This is a genomic window from Rhizobium sp. UBA1881 (assembly GCF_002338015.1).
Lineage (GTDB): Bacteria > Pseudomonadota > Alphaproteobacteria > Rhizobiales > Rhizobiaceae > Rhizobium.
This window is the reverse complement of record NZ_DDHH01000081.1, coordinates 1-20,258: the sequence shown is the minus strand read 5'-3', so window position 1 is coordinate 20,258 and position 20,258 is coordinate 1. Positions and strand designations below refer to the sequence as shown.

The window sequence follows — 20,258 nt, the reverse complement described above, 5'->3', positions numbered from 1 at the left end:
GGCGATCCAGATGGCCGGCCAGCGCGCGCTGAAGGCCGGACAGACGCTGAAGAAGACGCTGCAGCTCGCAGCCGATTTCCGCAAGACCGACAACGACACGCCGATCGTCCTTATGGGCTACTACAACCCGATCTACGTACACGGCGTCGAACAGTTTCTCGACGACGCCCTGGAAGCCGGCATCGACGGCCTGATCGTTGTCGACCTGCCGCCGGAAATGGATGACGAACTCTGCATCCCGGCACTGCGCAAGGGCATCAATTTCATTCGGCTGGCCACCCCGACCACCGATGAAAAGCGCCTGCCGGTCGTTCTCAAAAACACCTCCGGCTTCGTGTATTACGTGTCGATGAACGGCATCACCGGCTCGGCGCTGCCGGATCCGACGCTGGTCGCCGGCGCCGTCAAGCGCATCAAGAACCACACCGATCTGCCGGTCTGCGTCGGCTTCGGCGTCAAGACGGCCGATCACGCGAAGGTCATCGGCGCGTCTGCCGATGGCGTCGTCGTCGGCACGGCAATCGTCAATCAGGTAGCCCTCAGCCTGACCAAGGACGGGAAGGCGACAGCCGATACCGTACAGGCTGTCGCAACGCTCGTTCGCGGGCTGTCATCGGGAACACGTTCGGCGCGCCTTGTTGCTGCCGAATAGTTTTCCCACATTGGCAAGAGTTAATCAGGAGTTTTCGACTTGAACTGGATCACCAACTACGTTCGCCCCCGCATCAATTCCATGCTGGGCCGCCGCGAAGTGCCGGAGAACCTCTGGATCAAGTGCCCGGAAACGGGCGAAATGGTCTTCCATAAGGATCTCGAAGACAACAAGTGGGTCATCCCGGCTTCCGGCTATCACATGAAGATGCCGGCCAAGGCTCGTCTCACCGATCTCTTCGACGACGGCGCCTATGAAGCGCTGATCCAGCCGAAGGTCGCCCAGGATCCGCTGAAGTTCCGCGATTCCAAGAAGTACACGGACCGCCTGCGCGATAGCCGCATCAAGACCGACCAGGAAGACACGATCGTTGCCGGCGTCGGCAAGGTTCGCGGCCTGAAGCTCGTCGCCGTCGTGCATGAGTTCAACTTCATGGGCGGCTCGCTCGGCATCGCTGCCGGTGAAGCGATCGTAAAGGCCTTCGAGCGCGCCATCGCCGAGAAGTGCCCGCTGGTCATGTTCCCGGCATCAGGCGGCGCCCGCATGCAGGAAGGCATCCTCTCGCTGATGCAGCTGCCGCGCACCACCGTTGCAGTCGACATGCTGAAGGAAGCCGGACAGCCCTACATCGTCGTGCTGACAAACCCGACGACCGGCGGCGTCACCGCTTCCTACGCCATGCTCGGCGATATCCACATGGCCGAGCCCGGCGCCGAAATCTGCTTCGCCGGCAAGCGCGTCATCGAGCAGACCATCCGCGAAAAGCTGCCGGAAGGCTTCCAGACGTCGGAATACCTGCTCGAGCACGGCATGGTCGACATGGTCGTCAAGCGTCATGACATTCCTGATACGCTCGCGCGTGTCCTGAAGATCCTGACGAAGAAGCCGGCTGCCGTTGCCAACGAAAACAACGGCACGCTTGCGATCGCCGCAAGCGCCTGACCGCAAACATCACGGGCGGGTTGAGCGATGATACCCAGAGGTCAGACCGCGGTGAGCGAAGCAGCACAGGAAATCGACAAGCTCATGGGATTGCATCCCAAGGGCTTCGATCTGTCGCTGGATCGCATTACCCGCCTGCTTGCCGTTCTCGGCGATCCGCAAAAGAAGTTGCCGCCGGTCATCCATGTGGCGGGCACGAATGGCAAGGGCTCCGTCACCGCCTTCTGCCGCGCGCTTCTGGAAGCGGGCGGCTATAGCGCCCACGTCCACACTTCGCCGCACCTCGTCAACTGGCACGAGCGCTATCGCATCGGCGTCGAGGGCGGACGCGGTAAGCTCGTCGATGACGCGGTCTTTGCAGACGCGCTGCGCCGGGTCGCCGCCGCCAATGCCGGCCAGAAGATCACCGTTTTTGAAATCCTGACGGCGGTCACCTTCATCCTGTTCTCCGAGCATCCGGCCGACGCGGCCATCATCGAAGTCGGCCTTGGCGGCCGTTTCGATGCCACCAACGTCATTTCCGACCCCGCCGTGTCGGTCATCATGCCGATCTCGCTCGATCACCAGCCCTATCTCGGCGACAGCGTCGAACTGATCGCCGCTGAGAAGGCCGGCATCATGAAGCGCAAGCGGCCTGTCGTCATCGGCAAGCAGGAATATGATGCAGCACTCGACGTGCTGATCTCCACCGCCGAGCGTCTCGGTTGCCCGACCGCCGCCTTCGGCCAGGATTTCATGGCGCATGAGGAATATGGCCGGCTCGTCTATCAGGACGAATTCGGCCTAGCCGACCTGCCGCTGCCGAGGCTCCCCGGCCGCCATCAATATGCCAACGCCGCAGCCGCCATCCGCGCCGTCAAGGCCGCGGGCTTCACCGTCACCGAAGCGATGATGGAGAAGGCGATGGCCACGGTCGAATGGCCGGGCCGCCTGCAGAAATTGAGCGATGGCAAACTGATGGCAAGCGCGCCCTCGGGTGCCGAGATCTGGGTCGATGGCGGCCATAATCCCGGTGCCGGCGAAGTCATCGCCGAAGCCATGGCCAATTTCGAGGAAAAGCAGCCGCGCCCGCTCTTCCTCATTATCGGCATGATCAACACCAAGGACCCGATCGGCTATTTCAACGCATTCAAAGGCCTGGCGGAAAAGGTCTATTGTGTGCCCATTCGCGGAAGCGACGCGATGATCGACCCCGTCATCCTCGCCAACGCCGCCTATGACGCCGGTCTGGTTGCCGAACCGATGTCCACGGTCGGCGAAGCACTGGAAGCGATCCGAGACACAGCCTTCGAGCGCGAACAGCCGCCACGCATTCTGATTGGCGGATCGCTCTACCTGGTCGGCGACGTCCTTGCCGACAACGGCACACCCCCCAAATGAAAAAAGCCCGGCATCGACCGGGCTTTTTTCATTCTATTGTCCTGAACGATCAGGCTGCGCTGGAAATCCAGCTCGAAAGAGCGGTCTTCGGAGCAGCGCCAACCTTGATGTCGGCAACTTCGCCAGCCTTGAACATGGCAAGCGTCGGGATCGAGCGCACGCCGAACTGGGCGGCGAGCTCAGGATTTTCGTCGATGTTGAGTTTGGCAACCTTCACCTTGCCCTGGAACTCGACGGCGAGTTCTTCGAGGCTCGGAGCGATCATCTTGCACGGGCCGCACCATTCAGCCCAGAAATCGACAACGACGGGTTCTGCGGATTCCAGAACTTCAGCCTGGAAATTATTGATATCGACTTTCACGGTAGCCATAAGGCCGCTCCTTTAAAGGATTCCTGTTGAAGCACATGTGATGGTGCGCCGGCGGGATTTCAATGACCGGTATTTCACTTTGTTTTGAGCTGTGCAAGCGCCAATGCCATGGCCTCAGGCGTCAGCGTGTGCACGGAGCCGTTCTCGGTATAGACCAGCACGCAATCGATCCGCTTGCCGGGATAGAGCGGCGCCATGATCGTCTGGTAGATGGCAAGCTGCGCCCGATGCGCGAAGGGAATGGCCGCTGCCGTCTCCGGCGGCACGCGATTGGTCTTGTAGTCGAGGATGACCACACGGTCGTCGAGCACCGCCAGCCGGTCGACGCGACCCGAGACAGCATAGTCACGCCCGCCGAGCGTAAGCGTCCCCATGATCGAGACTTCCGCCTGCGCATGAGCGTCGAATACCGGCTGCAGATCCGCCACGTCCAATAGTTTCAGAACCGAATCGATTAACCTGTCGCGCTCATCCTGCGGCCAGAAACGGGCCGCACGCTCGACATAGCGTCTGGCGGCGTCCGCGCGTTCCGAAAGCGGTATCTCGGGCAAGGTCTGCAGCATCCGGTGCAGCAGGCGGCCTTTTTGCAGCGCGCGGTCGGATTTCGGCTTGTCGGTGAAGAGCGGCGAGGCCACGAGAAGATTGTCGGCCTCTTCGTCGATGATCGTTCCGGCCCCGGAAGGGCTAAGGGGTCGAGGTAGCTTCTTCTGCGGTGGCAGCGGGCGATTGAGGTCGAAGGGCAGGGCATCACGGGCGGCGGTCTGCTCGACATGGTCGGCACGCTCGAACATCCGCTCCATCGTCGGCACGCGCCATTCGACGCCCTGCCAGTCGCCATCTGGCCCGGAGAAAGTGGCGGCTTCGACATGCGGATGGCTGTCGTCCATCGCAGCCGTAATCATCGCATGCCAGGTGTCGGTGTTGAGCCGCACGCCCCTGTAGCCGCAGACAATCAATTGATCGGCGGCGCGCGTCATCGCCACGTAGAGAAGCCGGCGATATTCCTCTTCCGCCAGCACCTGAATACGTGCGGCGTCGGCCTGTGTCAGCGAATTGCTGAGATCGCCGAGCGGCACCCAGACCGGCAGCGGCGGCCGCTCGCCGCTCTGCTCCAGAAGTCTCAGCTTCGGCATATGCGAATGCGTGAATGCCTTGGAGCCGCCATCGACCAGAAACACGATCGGCGCCTCAAGCCCCTTCGAGGCGTGCACGGTCATGATCCTGACCTCGTTGCGGCCCTTGTCCTGCTCGCGCTTGACGACGGGGGCCTCAAGCTCAAGCGTTGAGATAAAAGACTGCAGGCCGGGCAGGGCGGCGGTCTCGTGGTCAAGCGTGAAGGTGAGGAACTCGTCGAGAATGTCGCTCGCCTCGGTCCCCAGCCGCGCGAGAAATTGACGTCTCCCGCCATGAACGCCAAGCACGCGGGCGTAGAAGTCGTGAACCGGGAGGCTCTTCGATTCCTCGAGAAACAGCCGAAGCCGCTGCACCACCGCGCCAAGACGCTCATTGCCATCTGCCGCATAGGCCTGCAGATGCGCCCACACGCTTTGGCCGTCGCCGCGCAGCGCCGCCACCGCGAAGATGTCGTCTTCGTTGAGATCGAAAAGCGGGCTTTTCATAACGGCCGCCAGCGAAAGGTCGTCTTCCGGCAAGAGCAGGAAGCGGCCGAGCGCGACCAGATCCTGGATCGCGATGTGGCTGGTGAGCCGCAACCGGTCGGCACCGGCAACAGGAATATTGCCGCGCCGCTTCAGCGCGCGCGTGAGCGCGTTGACGAACGCGTCGCGCTTGCGCACCAGGACCAGAATGTCGCCGGCCTCGATCAGCCGCTCCTTGCCCTTTTCGATGATCGTCTTCTTGCCGACCATCATGTCGATCGTATGCGCCATGCGTCGCGCCAGAATGGCGGCCGGCGCGCTTTCCGGCGTCGCATCGAACGGCGCCGTCCAGTCCTCGTCCTTGATCGCGACCTCAGGCGCAATCATCTCCCAGAGATCGACGGCGCCGGGGTGGCCGATACGGTTGGAGCGATGCACCACCGGCTCGCCACCGGCGCTCAGTCCGCGCGCATTGTCGGGCGGCGTGAATATGTGGTCGACGGCGGCAAGCACGTCGGAGGTCGATCGGAAAGAGAGCGGCAATCGAACCGAGGAGAAATCCCGACCGCTCTGCGAAACGCGTTGCCGCGTGCGCCGGCTTTCTTCCGAGAAACGTTCGGGTCGCGCGCCCTGAAACGAATAGATCGACTGCTTCTCGTCGCCGACGGCAAATAGCGTGCGCACCACGTCGCGCGCGCTTTCGCCGGAGAAGAAATCCTCCGCCAGCGATTGGATCACGCTCCACTGGATCGGGCTGGTATCCTGCGCCTCGTCGACGAGAATGTGGTCGATACCCTGATCCAGCTTGTAGTGGATCCACGGTCCGACATCGCTCTTGTTCAGGAGATCGGCGGTGCGGGTGATCAGATCTTCGAAGTCGAGCTGGCTTCGCTGCTTCTTGAGATCGTCGTAGTCCCGATTGAGCCTGTCGGCGAGCACAAGGGCGGCGCGCGTGGCGTCGAACATGCGCACGATCTTCAGCCGGTCGCGGCAGGCAGCCACATGCGCACGGGCCGCGGCAATCGCATCGGTAAGCTCCGGCGCCTGCGCCAGCATCGCCTTCACGGTGAACTGCCCATTCGCTTTCGGTTCGCCCTTGGCGGTGAGAAAGATCTTTTCCAGTGTTGGAATCCGGCGAAGGATATCCGTTTCCCGCACAACACTCTTAAGCGCGGAAGCCACGTCCTGCGCCTTGGCGCCGCCCTTGCTGTCCGCAAGCTCCAGATAGAGGCTGAGCGTGCCGCCGGCCAAACCCGGCAGCGGCCAGTATTGCCCGGCGATCGCCAGCTCCGTGTCACCTTCGGAAAGACCGAGCTCCGCCCGCAAGACATTGTCGAGGCCGCCATTCTGCTCTGCGGCCTGGGTGAAAGCCTTGATCGCATTGCGGTTGGCGACGATCTCACCAAGCAGCGTTTCCAGCCCGGATTCGTCGCCAAGGTTGAGAACATAAGAGAAGGCATCCGCCAGCGCCTTGTCTTCCTCGGGCGTCGTCGCCGTCAGCAGCGAGCGCCGCGCGTCGGCAAGCAGCGTCGCGGCTGCCCGGTCGTCGAGCACCGAAAAGTGCCCTGCCACGTTTGCCTCCAGCGGAAACTGATGCAGCAGCGCTTCGCAGAAGGCGTGGATGGTCTGGATCTTCAACCCGCCGGGCGTCTCCAGCGCCTTGGCAAAAAGCCTGCGCGCCTCCGCGAGCTTGAGGAAGTCGGGCGGCGTCCCCTCGATCTGGGCAATGCGCTTGCTGAGCTCCTCGTCTGAGAGAACAGCCCATTCGGCCAGCCGATCAAACACGCGGTTCGACATTTCGGAGGCAGCCGCCTTCGTATAGGTCAGGCAAAGGATCGCCGAGGGCCGGGCGCCAGATAGCAGCAACCGGATCACCCGCTGTGTCAGGACGTGCGTCTTGCCCGATCCGGCATTGGCCGAAACCCAGGCCGATCGGCGCGGGTCGGATGCGATCGATTGCTGCACCGTCGTCCAGCTGGTCCAATCGTGCGGGTCGTCGCCCTCAGGCAGTGCCGTTTCGTCACTCATCATTGCTGGCCTCATCGCTTTCGGCCGTCGACCACTCCGAGACGCGCGCAAGGTGATCGTAATCGCCGCCGAACTCGAATTGCTGCGCGGGAATAAGCCGCGAGGTGAAACCCTTCTCGCCGGATTGCAGCAGGGCCACGAATTTCACCAGCTGATCGATCGAATCGCCAGCAAGCTCGATCGCCGATTTAGCCTTGTCGCTGCGCGCCGAGAATTCGTTATTGACGGTATCGACCTGGAACCGGCTTCCCGGCCGCAGCCGCACATAGAGCAGATCCTGCGGCACCAGCTTGCCCGTATCCATGAACCCGCCGGCCTTCAACACCTCGGCCTCCAGCGCCAGCTGCGGATCAAGCAGCGCGCGCGCCTGCGCGGGCGAGGGGTTGTAGCCCGTCTTGTAGTCGATCAGATCGGCGGAGTGCGGGCCGGTGATGTCGATCCGGTCGGCAACGCCGCTAAGCCGGATATCGACCTGCTCGAGCTGCATGGCGCCGCGCACTTCGGTGAGTGTCCGCTGAAGCCCCGGCCGCCGCTCCGCTTCCCAGGCGAGGAACGAGCGCGCCACCTCGCGGAAACGCGGCCGCCAGACGGCATCGATATGCGCCGGCAGCTGCTCCATGTCGAACAGCTCGGTAAGGATGCGCTCCATCGCCGCCGTTCCGTCAGGCGTGCCGGCGATGTTGCTCTCGCGGATGAACCTGTCGATGATCTTGTGATAGAGCGTCCCGCGCTCGGCAGCCCCCGGGTCACGGTTGAAGGCATCGACGGCGTCGAGCTTCAAAACGCGGCGCGCATAGATCGCATAGGGGTCACGCCGAAGCCGGCCGACCTCGCTGAACGAGTAGGATTTCGGCTGCACCTCGCGCGGCGGCGTCGGGCTCGGTCGTTGCGCCGGCGCTTGCCGCTGGCCCTCGTCCAGCAGACCCGCCCAATGCACGAACTGCTCGCCCCGATCCTTCAGCGTGGCTTCGAAACTCTTCCCGCAGAAAGCCATCAGCCGCTGCAGCCAGCGCGAGGCGACGGTGGGCGTCGAGCCTTTGCGCAGTGCGCGCGTATAGACGAGATGCCGCGTCCCGTTGGCCATCTCGAAGTCATGCGCCAGCTGGCCGATGCGGCGCTCCGGCGGCTCAAGGCCGATCTCAGTCTTCATCGACCGCGAGATGAAGGGATTGTTGGCCGTCTGGCCTGGCCACGACCCCTCGTTCAAGCCGCCGAGGATCAGCGTATCGACGCTCTGCAGGCGGGCTTCCAACGTGCCGAAGATGAAGAGCCTGGGATGGCTCAGCGCTTGCGGCTTCACCGCCTGTCCGGCCGAGAGCGCCGCCATGATATCGATCCACTGCGCCCCATCCGCCTCGATCTGGCCGTCGGTGCCGATCACCTCGCCAAGCAAGGTCGCCAGCGTGTCGCCTGCCTCGCCGGACCACAGCCCGGAGAGATCACCCTTCTCGTCGCGCGCGACCGCCTCGATGGCGCGGCCGGTGCGATCGGCCCAGTCGGAGAGCGTGAAGCGTGTGGTCAGGCCGCGGCTCGCGGTGTCGTGGCGCACCAGAGCGGAAGCGAGCGGTTCGGTCGCCTCGCCGACCCGGCGGGCAAGATCGCGCGCCAGATCGATTGCGTGGACGGGAAGGGCCTTGCGCCAATGCGGCGCATGCCGGTCGAGCGCCTGCTCGGAGAGTTGATGTTCGAGCAGCGGCCCAAGCGCGCTGATATCGACCTCCGCCACGCCGCCGCGCAAGGCCAGCAATTCGAGCGCAGCCACCGCCTCGGAGAGCGCGCCGCGCTCCAGCCCGAACCGCGCCAGTGGATGCTTCAGCAGGCTGACGATCGCCACCGGATCGCCCGGTCGCAGCGCCGCTTCGAGCAGCAACTGCAGCAGAGTTCCCTGCGGCATCGCCGCAAGCGGCGTACCGGCGGAGTCGTCGGCAACGATGCCGAAGCGTGATAGCTCTGCCATCACGCGGCGGGCGAGGTTGCGGTCCGGCGTAATCAGCGCCGCGCGGCTTTCGCCGTCCTTGCCCGGTTGCTCCAATGCCAGCCGAAGCGCAATGGCGATCGCCGTCGCCTCTTCGCGCTCGTTGCCCGCTTCGATCAGCGATACATCGGCGAAGGCCGCGGCGATATCGCTCTCCGAAAGCGTCGTCTTCCACCGGCTCCAATCGCTGGTCGCCTCGGATGGAGACAGCGCATGCGAGAGGATCTGCGCGCGCACCGCAAGCGCGTCGGGCGCGCTAGCAAGTGTCGAAACATCCTCGCGCGTTAGGCTCAGGCGCTTCAGGAGCTGCGCCAAGCCATATTGCGAATGGCTGCGGCTCGCGGCATCGGCCATATCGGGGGCGACCATCCGCCAGTGCTCATCCGGCATGCCGACGTCGAGGCCGGGCAGCACGATGACGCCCTCACGCCGCGCCGCCACCGCCGCGATTAGATCAGCCGTTGCCGGCACTGAACCGGTTGAGCCGGCGATGATGATGGGCCCGCTTTCGGGCATCGTCGCGATGCGGTTGGCTTCAGCTCTCAGGATTGCGTTGCGGTGCCGAGCGGGCGAGGATTTGCCGAGCTCGTTCAGGCGTTCCGGCCAGAAGGCGCTGGCGATCTGCAGGAACTCCGCTGTCAGCTGCCACCACAGCGCATGATCCCTCGCGCTCAGCGTCGAAAGTTCGCTCCAGTCGCGATCCTCGGTCTCGATAGAATCGATCAGTTCGGCCAGGTTTCTAGCAAGCCAGATCGCGTCGGCCGGGCTGGCGGGCGCGACGAGCGGCGAATCAGAATGAATGCTGCGAACGATCTCCGGCAGCTTGTTGCGCCAAGCCAGGATCAGTCGGGCCAGTTCCAGGAGGCGTGCGGTGTTGGAAAGCGGCTGCGCGAGATCGAGCGTCGCCGGCAGCGCTTCGTCGAAATAGCCGCTATCGTCATCCGTCTCACCAAGCGGCCGGATGATGGGCAGGATCGCGGACCGTCCGCCGAGCAGATCGACGAATTCCGAGCGCAGCACGCGCACGGCGCGCCGCGTTGGCAGATAGATGGTCACCTTGGAGAGCGATAGGGGATCGGCGGGGTCATGGCGAAACAGCGGCGTCAGCCGTCCGTCGCAGAGCGTCTCTGCCAGGGTCGCGAGAAAGGGCAGCCCTCCCGGTATTGTCAGAACCCTGGGCTGGTGCCGCTCGCTCATGACCTATGCCAACGCCCGGTAACGCCGGATCGTCTCTTCCGCGTCGCCGATCGCCTCGGGCGTGCCGACGGTCAGCCAATGTCCCTCGAGCATCATGCCGTAGAGCCGGCCGCGCGCGATAGCCTTGTCGAAATAGATGTTGAGGTTGAAGGCGTCGGCAGGCGCGTCGTCGAGAAACGCTGTCTGCATGGCAATCGCCCCGGCATAGACCACGGGGTCCGGACCATCGGCGCGAACACGGCTCAGCCGGCCTTCCTCATCGCGGTTGAAGTCGTTCTTGCCGTTATGCCCTGTCGTGTCTTCAAGATTGACGCACAGCATCGCCATGTCCATCCGGTCCGCATCGAAGAATCCGGCTAAGCGTCGGAGGTTGCTCGGGCTCTCCGGCCGCTCGCCGATCCAGAAGAGATCAGCATTGGTGACGAATACAGGACCGCGATCGAGCAGCTTCAAGCCCTTCGCCAGGCCACCACCATTGTTCATCAGCCCGGCGCGTTCGTCGGAGATGATGATCTCGAGCGCCTTGTAGCGGCTGAGATGGTCGAGCATCTGGTCGGCGTGATGGTGCACATTGACCACCGCCTTCTCGACGCCTGCTTCTGCCAGCGAATCCAGCGCATAGTCGATCATCGCCTTGCCGTCGATTTTCACCAGCGGCTTGGGGATCGTATCGGTAATCGGGCGCATGCGGGTGCCGAGACCGGCAGCCAGCACCATGGCTTGTTTGATGGTCATATCGTCCGAAACTTATGATTCGCTGGTGACTATTCCAGTCCTTACGCACCACTCGCGCAAGGGGGCAAGCGTTTCATGCTGAAGCGCCACGCTCAAGTAGGAGAGCGTGCGCGGCATGTGCTTCATATAGCCAGGTTTTCCGTCGCGCCGCATCAGCCGAACCCACAGCCCGGCGAGCTTGCAATTGCGCTGCGCCGACATGATCGCCCAGCTTTTCAGGAAGCCCGCCTGGTCGAATCCGCCCTGCGCGCGGCGCAGAGACAGGTAGTGCTCCATCAGCCGGTCGAAGAGATCGGGCTCGATGGTCACGCGCGCATCCTGGGCGATCGAGGCGAGATCGTAGGCCGTCGGCCCTATCATCGCATCCTGGAAGTCGATCAGACCGACCCGCTTTACGCCGGTCTCGTCTTCGCGCCAGATGATGTTGGGTGAATGAAAATCGCGCAGCAGCAGGTTCTTCTCGGCCGCATCAAGCTGGTCGATCAGCGCGTCCCAGATCGCCAGGTATTCGTTGCGCTCCGCATCGGTGACCGGCGCCCCATCGCGTTTCCACGGCAGATGCCAGTCGAGCACCAGGCGCACTTCCATTTTCATGGCCGTGCGGTCGAAATCCGGGATGTGGTGCACGTGGCCGTCGGTGACGCGGATATCCTGCGGGACCGACTGCGCATGCAGGGCCGCGAGGCATGCGACGCTTTCGATATACCGCTCGGCGATCGGCTGGCCGCTCTCGTCGAGAACCCCATCGCTGCCGAGATCCTCGATCAGCAGGATTCCCTGCTCGTAATCGACGTCTTGGATCAGCGGCGTCGCGAAGCCGCGCTCGCGCAATACGTCGGCGATAGCGACGAAGGGATAGGCGTTCTCGGCTATATGCGCCACTTTCGGATAGGGCTTGCCATCGAGCACGGGCGGGCCTTCCGGCAGCGGCGGCCAGTCCATCAGGATACGGCGCATACCGTCGTCGGGATAGATCGCCTCGTAGGCGCGTAGCGACGCATCGCCGGTAAGAAACCGGCGCTTGGCAAGCGGGTAGCCGGCAGCTGCGAGAAAGGCGCGAATGGCGAGCACGCGGTTGATCCGCGCAGCCTGCTTGTCTGGCGCGGCAATCGTCGCCCGGCGCCCCGTGCCCTCATGCGTCAGCGTCAGCACGATCCGGTCATCCGGCAGCTCGCTCTCGGCCATCTCCGGCCATTCCACCAGGCAGATCCCGCTCTGCAGCGCCTCGTCGAAACCGAGCTCAGTTAGTTCCGCGGCATCGCCCAGCCGGTAGAGATCGAAATGCGCGACGGGAATGCGCAGCTCGTAGGATTGCACGAGCGTGAAGGTCGGGCTCGGGACTTCGAGCTCCGCGTCGTCGGCAATCGCGCGAATGAGCGCCCGCGACAGCGAGGACTTGCCGGCACCGAGATCACCCGATAGCGCGAGGCAATCGCCCGGCTTCAGCGCCAGCGCCAGATCCTCGCCAAGACGGTCGGTCGCTGCCTCGTCTTCCAGGAAAAGCGAGATGACAGGCGCGCTTGTCGTCATTCGGCGGCGGCGTAGGAGGGGAGGTTGGCCGAAGGAATCCGGCAAATGACCGTCGTTCCCTTGCCCGGCTGGCTGTCGATGACGACCTGGCCGTTATGAAGGTTGACGAAGCTGTCGACGATCGACAGGCCGAGACCGGCACCACCGCGCTTGCCGCTCTTCGCGCCAGTCGCAAAGCGATCGAAGACGGTCGAGATCATCTCTTGCGAGATGCCGGGGCCTTGATCGGTCACGCTGAAGACGAAATCCGTCCCCTCGCGCTGGCAGGCCAGCGATATCGAGGCGCCCTCCGGCGAAAAATTCGCGGCATTGGACAAAAGCTTGACCAGGATCTGCTTCAGGCGCTGCGGGTCGGCGATGATCGATCCGAGCCGTGCCGGCGCGGTGATCTCCAGCGTCACGCCGCTTTCCTGCAGCCGGTCGGCGATCTGAATCGAGACGTCGTCGAGCAGGTCGCCGAGGTCGATCTCCGAATAGTTCAGCCGCATGATGCCGGCATCGACCGTCGCGAGGTCGAGAATGTCGTTCACCAGCGTCAGCAGCACCGACGAGGAGGTGGAGATATGGTCGATATATTCTGCCTGCCGCTCGTTAAGATCGCCAAGTCCCGGCGTGCGCAACAGGTCGGTGAAGCCGATGATGTTGGTCAGCGGCGAGCGCAGCTCGTAGGACACGTGCTGGACGAAATCGTTCTTCAGCTCGTCGGCCTTGCGCAGCGCGTCGTTCTTTTCCGTCAACGCGCGTTCGGCACGCACGCTGTCCGTCATGTTGACGAAGGTCAGCATCGTCTGCGCGTTCGGCAGCGGAATGACGGCGTAATCGAGCACGAGGCCGGAGAACAGCTCCAGCGTGCCCTGGCTCGAGCGACGCTCGTCGTCGAAGCTGGTGATCAGCTCGGCGAAGGTCTTCCAGCCATCGGGCTTGTCGTAGGACGGCGCGCAGGCATCGCCCAGCGCCCGGATATGGATACCCGGCTTTGCTTCCGCCTCGGTAATGCCCCAGAGCGCGCGGAAAGCAGGGTTCGACAGCTGAATACGCCCATCGGGGCCGAACACGGCCACGCCTTCGGACAGGTGGTCGATCGTTTCGCCCTGAACCTTCACCAGCGTGTTGTAACGCGTCTCGAGATCGACCTGTTCGGTCAGGTTCTCGAACACCCAGGTGGCGCCGCCCTGCGGATGCGCGGTCGCGAAGACGCGCAGCGTCTGGCCGTTCGGCAGGTGCCAGAGGTCGGATTGCGTATCGAGCGCGCGATAGACCGAAAGTGCGGTCTCTTTCCAGGTCTTCCAGTTCAGCTGATCCGGCAGCTTCTTGGCGGCGCGCAGGCGCTCCAGAAGCTCGGCATTGTCAGGCTTGCTCTCGAGGAATGCGATATCGAGCTGCCACAGCGTCACGAAGGCCTGGTTATAGAACTGCAGGCGCTGGTCGCCGTCGAAGATCGCGACCGGGGTCGCCAGGTGGTCGAGCGTTTCGGCGTGGCTCTTCAGCGTCCGCTCCAGCTCGGCGCGAACGGTCTCGACGCCGGAGACATCGACCGCGATGCCGGCCGAACCGCTCGGAACCTTCACATCGACAACGTCGAGGAAGGTGCGGTTGCCGTGAATGACGGTCGAGATCTTGTCGTGGAACGGCGATTCCGGTGTGGCGACGGCGCGGATGCGCTCGCGCGCAATGGTCGTCAGGATTTCGCGGCCCTCGGAGATCGCTTCGTCGGGCGATGCGGCGTCGACGGCAGCGCCATAGGCGTGGTTCACCCAGGTAAGCCGGCCTTCGGTGTCGCGCTGCCAAGCCGGCAGGTCGATGGAGTCAAGCAGGCCCTGGAACGCCGAGATCGACGACATCAGCCGGTCGCGCTCGATCTTCAGTTCGGCAAGCTCGGCGCGCAGATTGTTGAGCGCCACGAAGCGAACGAAGGCGCGGCCGCCGGAAACCCGGCCCTGCGCTTCGAGAACCTCTTCGCGGTGCGTCTCGACGACGATGTCGAAGCTCTTGGCCGACTGCCGCAAGCCGTCGATGGCGCGGTCGAGCTCCGATGCCGAGCGCGGCTTCAGCCAGAGGCCGAATGCCAGAAATTCATTGTCCTGCGGTGCGCCAGTCTCGGCCGGCAGCTGTCCCAGCAGTTCGGGGCGTTCATCGCCGTCCCAGATCACGATGCGGCGGTTCTTGTCGGCGATCAGCGCCTGGTACTGCGAAATGCGCTGCTGCGCATCCGATAGCGCGGAGCGGATCTCGCGGCCTTCGCTCTCGAGATTGCCGCGCTGGCGCACGACCCAGAGCGTGGAAAGAAGGGCTGCCGAGATGACGCCGATCACGACGGAGAAACCGACGACCTGCGTGGAGGTGAAAAGATGCGGAGACGCGGCAGCCTCTGCTGCCGCCTGTGCGAAAACCGGCTCGGCGATCGACGCCATTGCAGTCCCCGCGGCAAAAATCCTTGCCACCTGAGCCAACAAGCCTGATCGCTGCGTCGAAGCCTTGGGGGCATCGACCGGTTTTCCATTGCCCGGGTGACCAGTGCAGCAAGACGGGTAAACGCCGTCTTCTGCCTGTTTGACCAGGCGGTGCATCATTTCCGACATGCGCGGTATGTCTCCGTCCTTTTGTGCCGCATTACGACAAGACATCCCATTTTCGAAGCAAACGGACGCGTCCGTCTCCACGAATCGAGTGTTAAAACAATACTTCGGATAGGATTCGTCGGGAAGATGTGTGCCAAAAAATAAGGGTGCGGCATTTGTCAATGCCGCACCCTCTAGATGTTGTGGATATCAAATCCGCTATTAGTATCTGTAGTGGTCAGCCTTGAACGGACCCTGCGGCGTGACGCCGATGTAGGATGCCTGTTCTTCCGAAAGCTGCGTCAGCTTGACGCCGAGCTTGGCGAGATGCAGGCGCGCGACCTTCTCGTCGAGGTGCTTCGGCAGGATGTAGACCTGGTTCTGATACTGGCCGGGCTTGGTGAAGAGCTCGATCTGTGCCAGCGTCTGGTTGGTGAACGAAGCCGACATGACGAAGGACGGGTGGCCCGTTGCGTTGCCGAGGTTCAGCAGGCGGCCTTCCGAGAGCAGGATGATGCGGTTGCCCTTCGGGAATTCGATCAGGTCGACCTGCGGCTTGATGTTGGTCCACTTCAGGTTACGCAGCGCGGCGACTTCGATTTCGTTGTCGAAGTGGCCGATGTTGCCGACGATCGCCATGTCCTTCATCGCGCGCATGTGGTCGATGCGGATGACGTCCTTGTTGCCTGTCGTGGTGATGAAGATGTCGGCGGTGGAGACGACGTCTTCGAGCGTGACGACTTCGAAGCCGTCCATGGCGGCCTGCAGTGCGCAGATCGGGTCGACTTCCGTGACCTTGACGCGTGCGCCGGCGCCGAGCAGCGAAGCAGCCGAGCCCTTGCCGACGTCGCCGTAACCGCAGACGACGGCAACCTTGCCGGCCATCATCACGTCGGTACCGCGGCGGATGCCGTCAACCAGCGATTCCTTGCAGCCGTACTTGTTGTCGAACTTCGACTTGGTGACGCTATCGTTGACGTTGATGGCAGGGAAGGGCAGAAGGCCCTTCTGGGAAAGCTGGTACAGACGGTTGACACCAGTGGTGGTTTCTTCGGTCACGCCCTTGATCGCGTCGCGCTGCTTGGTGAACCAGCCAGGCGTTGCCGCGAGACGCTTCTTGATCTGTGCGAAGAGGATCTCTTCTTCTTCCGAATGCGGGTTCGACAGCACGTCTTCGCCGGCTTCGGCGCGGGCGCCGAGCAGGATGTACATGGTGGCGTCGCCACCGTCATCGAGGATCATGTTGGAGAGGCCGCCATCGGCCCACTGGAAGATCTGGTCGGTGTAGACCCAGTAGTCGTGCAGCGACTCGCCCTTGACGGCGAAGACGGGAACGCCCGAAGCGGCGATCGCGGCGGCGGCGTGGTCCTGCGTCGAGAAGATGTTGCACGATGCCCAGCGCACTTCGGCGCCGAGAGCGACCAGCGTCTCGATGAGAACGGCCGTCTGGATCGTCATGTGCAGCGAGCCGGTGATGCGCGCGCCCTTGAGCGGCTTCGATGCGCCGAACTCTTCGCGGCAGGACATCAGGCCCGGCATTTCGGTTTCAGCGATCGTGATTTCCTTGCGGCCGAAGTCTGCGAGGCCGATATCGGCGACGACGTAATCTTTTTCAGTGCTCATTGGGTTCTCCATGCTGAAAGCGTCTCAGATGCGAAGGCGCGAAACGAGGTCGCGCGACGAAAAGCTCCGCGCAGGCGCGGTCATGCCAGCCGTTTAGCAGGCTTCCATGACGAAGGCAATAATGATATAAAGAAGTCTTTATATGTTTATATGGTCCGGCGGACCGTTACATATCTTCGCCGAACTTGTTCTGGATCAGCTGGTCCAGCGCGTCGAGCGCCTGTTCTGCCTGGTTGCCGCTGGCCGAGACCAAGACGCTGGAGCCAGGGCTCGCGGCCAGCATCATCAACCCCATGATCGAGTTGCCGCCAACGGTCATCCCATCCTTCGACACGGTGATCGAAGCGTCGAAGGTTTCGACAGTCTGCACGAATTTCGCCGAAGCGCGCGCATGCAGGCCACGCTTGTTGATGATGAGAATTTCGCGGGAGAGCTGGACGGTCATCTGGGGCTCGTTACTTGCCGCTCAAGACGCGGCTGGCGACATTGATGTATTTGCGGCCGGCTTCGGAGGCCTCGGCGAGCGCCTTTTCCATGTTGTCTTCGCCGCGCACTCCGGCGAGCTTGATCAGCATTGGCAGGTTCATGCCGGCGATCACCTCGGTATGTCCGCTGCTCATCACGGAGATCGCCAGATTGGAAGGGGTACCACCGAACATGTCGGTCAGGATGACCACGCCATGGCCGTCATCAGCGTTTGCAACAGCGCCCAGAATGTCCTGGCGTCGCTGATCCATGTCGTCTTCGGGGCCGATACAGACCGTCTCGATGAATTTCTGAGGACCGACAACATGTTCGACCGCATGACGAAACTCTTCAGCCAGCTTGCCGTGAGTGACAAGCACAAGTCCGATCATGATACTACTGCTCCCAATGGCGTATGCAAACGGTAGGCCCAATATCGCAACGCAGCAATCGCGTCCACCGTGGGGGCACATCTTGGCTATGAAAAGCCGAATGGCAAGACAAAAATGCACGGTTTCGCGCGCCTGCTGCCGGTTTCGTGGGCATTAGCGCCCGATTTCGGGGGCTTTGGCCATCAATACCGCCAGCGGAAGCGGCACATTAGGCAGCAACCGAATGACGGGCAGCGTAAGACCCTGCGAAACCACGGTCGTCTCGCCCTCCGGCGGCACCCGATCTGCTCCCGTAGCGTGCCCGGGAAGAACCGCATAATGCATGGGCGCTTCACTTATAAAGGGGAGGCGAACGATGCCGGTTCCGCGCAGCTCGATCATTCCTTGTATGGAAGGCAGGCACGTCGCGATCGCCATGTTGTTCCGTGCCGAGATCATCACCTGATCGTCGGCGACCAATGCCGCATCGATCCGGATCCTGTGCGCCTCGGTAAGACATGCAAAGGCCAGCATAGACTTGCCCCAGCCCGATGGCCCCATGAAGAGAAGCCCGGTCTTGCCGACGACGATCGCCGTCGCGTGAATATTGACCGGGGCCGTGCTCATGAGTTGGGGTCTGCGGGGAGCGCAAGCGTGAAGCGGGCGCCGACCACCTCTTCCGTCTCGGCGTCGATGATGTTTTCGGCGCGCAGCGAGCCGCCATGCGCTTCGGCGATCTGCCGGCTGATCGAAAGGCCCAAGCCGGAATTCTGGCCAAAGCCTTCCGATTCCGGTCTGTCGGTGTAGAAGCGCTCGAAAATGCGGTCGATATTCTCCGCCTGAATGCCCGGGCCGTTATCCTCGATGTAGACGATGCAGCGCGAGCGCGTGCGCACCAGACGAACGGTGATTTTCCCGTCCTGGTCGGAGACGAAGGAGCGTGCGTTCTCGATCAGATTGGTGACGATCTGGCCGATGCGCAGGTCGTGGCCATTGACCAGGAAGCGGGTCTTCACGCCGGGCTTGCGCTCGATCGCGAACTCGATCTGCACTTCCTTCTTGCGGTTGCGGATTTGCCGCGAGATTTCCACGAGGTCGCGAAGCAGAACCTCCAGATCCACCGATCCCGCATCGACGCGCGCAAGCTCGGCATCGAGGCGCGAGGCGTCTGAGATATCGCTGATGAGGCGGTCGAGACGGCGCACATCGTGCTGGATGACATCCATCAGCCGTTTCTTGGAATCGTCCGATTTCGCCAGCGGCAGCGTCTCGACGGCGCTGCGCAGCGAGGTGAGCGGATTCTTCAGCTCATGGCTGACGTCGGCCGCGAAACTTTCGATCGCGTCGATACGGTCGTAGAGCGCGGTCGTCATATCGCGCAGCGCGATCGACAGGTTGCCGATCTCGTCCTGGCGAACCGAGAAATCAGGGATTTCCTCGCGCTCCTTGGAGCCGCGACGCACGCGGATCGCCGCGGCCGAGAGGCGGCGCAGCGGATTGGCGATCGTCGACGACAGCACGAGCGACAAGAGCACGTTGACCAGTGTCGCGACGCCGAAGACGCGCATGATGCCGAGACGCTCGGCATGAACGATATTGTCGATATCGCCCGCCTGCGTCGATAGCAGCAGCACGCCGAGCACGGCACGAAAACGCTGGATCGGCACGGCCACGGAGACGATCAGCTCGCCCTTCTCCGTGGTGCGGACAACGGCGCCGCGCACACCGGTCAGCGCGTTCATGACTTCAGGATAGATCGAGCCGTCGCCGCCGGGCGCTTCCTTGTAGAGCGGGAGGTTGCCCGGCTGCAAAACCTTGTTGAAGATCGTCGTGAACCACTCGCCCCAGGTCTGCTCCTCATCGGCAACCGGTGGAAGGTCGAAGCGCAGCACTTGGCCGCGCGAGTAGAGATGGCGTGAATCGAGAAGCAGGTTCGCGTCGGCATCGAAGATGCGCGCGCGCGTGCGGGTCGGCGAGATCAGCCGGCGCAGCACCGGCGCGACCTTTTCCGGATCGATCGGGAACTCCAGGTCCTCGTCGTTCGGAACCGGCGTAATGCTCTGGCCGGCCTGCAGTTCCAGAAGCTTTTCGGGATCAATGGTGATCGAGTTGGTATCGACCGAGGCCGAAGCCGAGACCGCGCCGGCGATGATCTCGCCCTGCGTCAACAGGCTCTCGACGCGGGCGTCGATGAGCCCCTCGCGAAACTGATTGAGATAGAGAATGCCGCCAACGAGAACGACGAGCGCTGCGAGATTGAAAAAGAGGATGCGGCGCGTCAGGCTGGAAAAGACGGCGTTGCCGAAGATACGGCGAATGATCGTGAAGGGATGCGACCAGCGTCGTCCCCTGACGCGTCGGCCTACGCCGTCTGCGTCATCCAGATCCTTCTCCTGCACCAACTGTGCCAACGACAGCCCTTTCGAAGAGCGGGCCGCGTCCGCGGCGCCGGCTCTCATATATTCTTATCCGCCGCGCCCTTGGGCGTCAGGCTGCTTCGCGGAAGCGGTATCCCACTCCGTAGAGCGTTTCAATCATATCAAAGTCGTTGTCGACCATCTTGAATTTCTTGCGCAGCCGCTTGATGTGGCTGTCGATGGTGCGGTCGTCGACATAGACCTGCTCGTCATAGGCCGCATCCATCAGTGCGTCACGGCTTTTGACGACGCCGGGGCGCTGCGCCAGCGAGTGCAGGATCAGGAATTCGGTCACGGTCAGCGTCACCGGTTCGCTCTTCCAGGTGCAGGTGTGGCGTTCCTGGTCCATGACAAGCTGGCCGCGCTCGAGCGAACGCGCGAGCTGTGCGGCGCCGGGCTTGGGTGCTGCACCGGTCG

General features: G+C 63.0%; 15 protein-coding genes. 3 read left to right on the top strand and 12 right to left on the bottom strand.

Going from position 1 to position 20,258, the window contains the following annotated elements:
* The 3 genes from trpA to B3605_RS09910 form a co-directional block, all read left to right on the top strand.
* The coding region (gene trpA, locus B3605_RS09920) for a tryptophan synthase subunit alpha (RefSeq protein ID WP_296433636.1) at positions 1 to 652 on the top strand (652 nt) is incomplete at its 5' end.
* A 39-nt stretch (positions 653 to 691) separates the two neighbouring features.
* A complete protein-coding gene (gene accD / locus B3605_RS09915) occupies positions 692 to 1,594 on the top strand; it encodes an acetyl-CoA carboxylase, carboxyltransferase subunit beta (RefSeq protein WP_112436382.1) in 903 nt (300 codons plus the stop codon).
* 27 nt (positions 1,595 to 1,621) lie between these two features.
* The gene (locus tag B3605_RS09910; RefSeq protein ID WP_112942604.1) at positions 1,622 to 2,974 is read left to right on the top strand and encodes a bifunctional folylpolyglutamate synthase/dihydrofolate synthase; all 1,353 of its coding nucleotides are present in this window, start codon (positions 1,622 to 1,624) and stop codon (positions 2,972 to 2,974) included.
* A gap of 49 nt (positions 2,975 to 3,023) precedes the next feature.
* On the opposite strand, the gene trxA is transcribed toward B3605_RS09910, so the two are convergent.
* The 12 genes from trxA to B3605_RS09850 all read right to left on the bottom strand — a co-directional run.
* Positions 3,024 to 3,344, bottom strand: coding sequence for a thioredoxin (gene trxA / locus B3605_RS09905; protein WP_018901140.1), 321 nt, complete (start codon positions 3,342 to 3,344; stop codon positions 3,024 to 3,026).
* A gap of 74 nt (positions 3,345 to 3,418) precedes the next feature.
* A complete protein-coding gene (gene addA, locus B3605_RS09900; protein WP_112942652.1) occupies positions 3,419 to 6,970 on the bottom strand; it encodes a double-strand break repair helicase AddA in 3,552 nt (1,183 codons plus the stop codon).
* Positions 6,963 to 10,142 carry a double-strand break repair protein AddB gene (gene addB, locus B3605_RS09895; RefSeq protein ID WP_112942603.1) on the bottom strand — a complete coding sequence of 1,060 codons (3,180 nt, stop codon included), beginning with the start codon at positions 10,140 to 10,142 and terminating at the stop codon, positions 6,963 to 6,965. The genes addA and addB overlap by 8 nt, the downstream gene beginning before the upstream one ends.
* Positions 10,143 to 10,145: 3 nt before the next feature.
* A complete protein-coding gene (locus tag B3605_RS09890; RefSeq protein WP_112942602.1) occupies positions 10,146 to 10,877 on the bottom strand; it encodes a nucleotidyltransferase family protein in 732 nt (243 codons plus the stop codon).
* Between the two features lie 12 nt (positions 10,878 to 10,889).
* On the bottom strand, positions 10,890 to 12,407 hold the full coding sequence (tsaE, locus tag B3605_RS09885) for a tRNA (adenosine(37)-N6)-threonylcarbamoyltransferase complex ATPase subunit type 1 TsaE (RefSeq protein WP_112973940.1): 1,518 nt from the start codon (positions 12,405 to 12,407) through the stop codon (positions 10,890 to 10,892).
* Positions 12,404 to 14,818: a PAS domain-containing sensor histidine kinase gene (locus B3605_RS09880; RefSeq protein WP_409457213.1), complete on the bottom strand. Its 2,415-nt coding sequence runs from the start codon at positions 14,816 to 14,818 to the stop codon at positions 12,404 to 12,406. The genes tsaE and B3605_RS09880 overlap by 4 nt, the downstream gene beginning before the upstream one ends.
* Positions 14,819 to 15,187: 369 nt before the next feature.
* The gene (gene ahcY / locus B3605_RS09875) at positions 15,188 to 16,588 is read right to left on the bottom strand and encodes an adenosylhomocysteinase (RefSeq protein WP_018901146.1); all 1,401 of its coding nucleotides are present in this window, start codon (positions 16,586 to 16,588) and stop codon (positions 15,188 to 15,190) included.
* A 166-nt stretch (positions 16,589 to 16,754) separates the two neighbouring features.
* Positions 16,755 to 17,033, bottom strand: coding sequence for an HPr family phosphocarrier protein (locus B3605_RS09870; RefSeq protein WP_018901147.1), 279 nt, complete (start codon positions 17,031 to 17,033; stop codon positions 16,755 to 16,757).
* 10 nt (positions 17,034 to 17,043) lie between these two features.
* The gene (locus tag B3605_RS09865) at positions 17,044 to 17,445 is read right to left on the bottom strand and encodes a PTS sugar transporter subunit IIA (RefSeq protein ID WP_018901148.1); all 402 of its coding nucleotides are present in this window, start codon (positions 17,443 to 17,445) and stop codon (positions 17,044 to 17,046) included.
* Between the two features lie 153 nt (positions 17,446 to 17,598).
* Positions 17,599 to 18,051: an HPr kinase/phosphorylase gene (locus tag B3605_RS09860; RefSeq protein WP_112942599.1), complete on the bottom strand. Its 453-nt coding sequence runs from the start codon at positions 18,049 to 18,051 to the stop codon at positions 17,599 to 17,601.
* The gene (locus tag B3605_RS09855; protein WP_111562782.1) at positions 18,048 to 19,835 is read right to left on the bottom strand and encodes a sensor histidine kinase; all 1,788 of its coding nucleotides are present in this window, start codon (positions 19,833 to 19,835) and stop codon (positions 18,048 to 18,050) included. The genes B3605_RS09860 and B3605_RS09855 overlap by 4 nt, the downstream gene beginning before the upstream one ends.
* Before the next feature lie 76 nt (positions 19,836 to 19,911).
* The coding region (locus B3605_RS09850) for a winged helix-turn-helix domain-containing protein (RefSeq protein ID WP_296433635.1) at positions 19,912 to 20,258 on the bottom strand (347 nt) is incomplete at its 5' end.

What these genes read in the sequence shown, in the direction of transcription:
- B3605_RS09910 (WP_112942604.1), top strand. Translation starts at nt 1,622, where the DNA reads ATGATACCCAGAGGTCAGACCGCGGTGAGCGAAGCAGCACAGGAAATC.
- trxA (WP_018901140.1), bottom strand. Translation starts at nt 3,344, where the DNA reads ATGGCTACCGTGAAAGTCGATATCAATAATTTCCAGGCTGAAGTTCTG.
- addA (WP_112942652.1), bottom strand. Translation starts at nt 6,970, where the DNA reads ATGAGTGACGAAACGGCACTGCCTGAGGGCGACGACCCGCACGATTGG.
- addB (WP_112942603.1), bottom strand. Translation starts at nt 10,142, where the DNA reads ATGAGCGAGCGGCACCAGCCCAGGGTTCTGACAATACCGGGAGGGCTG.
- B3605_RS09890 (WP_112942602.1), bottom strand. Translation starts at nt 10,877, where the DNA reads ATGACCATCAAACAAGCCATGGTGCTGGCTGCCGGTCTCGGCACCCGC.
- tsaE (WP_112973940.1), bottom strand. Translation starts at nt 12,407, where the DNA reads ATGACGACAAGCGCGCCTGTCATCTCGCTTTTCCTGGAAGACGAGGCA.
- B3605_RS09880 (WP_409457213.1), bottom strand. Translation starts at nt 14,818, where the DNA reads ATGGCGTCGATCGCCGAGCCGGTTTTCGCACAGGCGGCAGCAGAGGCT.
- ahcY (WP_018901146.1), bottom strand. Translation starts at nt 16,588, where the DNA reads ATGAGCACTGAAAAAGATTACGTCGTCGCCGATATCGGCCTCGCAGAC.
- B3605_RS09870 (WP_018901147.1), bottom strand. Translation starts at nt 17,033, where the DNA reads ATGACCGTCCAGCTCTCCCGCGAAATTCTCATCATCAACAAGCGTGGC.
- B3605_RS09865 (WP_018901148.1), bottom strand. Translation starts at nt 17,445, where the DNA reads ATGATCGGACTTGTGCTTGTCACTCACGGCAAGCTGGCTGAAGAGTTT.
- B3605_RS09860 (WP_112942599.1), bottom strand. Translation starts at nt 18,051, where the DNA reads ATGAGCACGGCCCCGGTCAATATTCACGCGACGGCGATCGTCGTCGGC.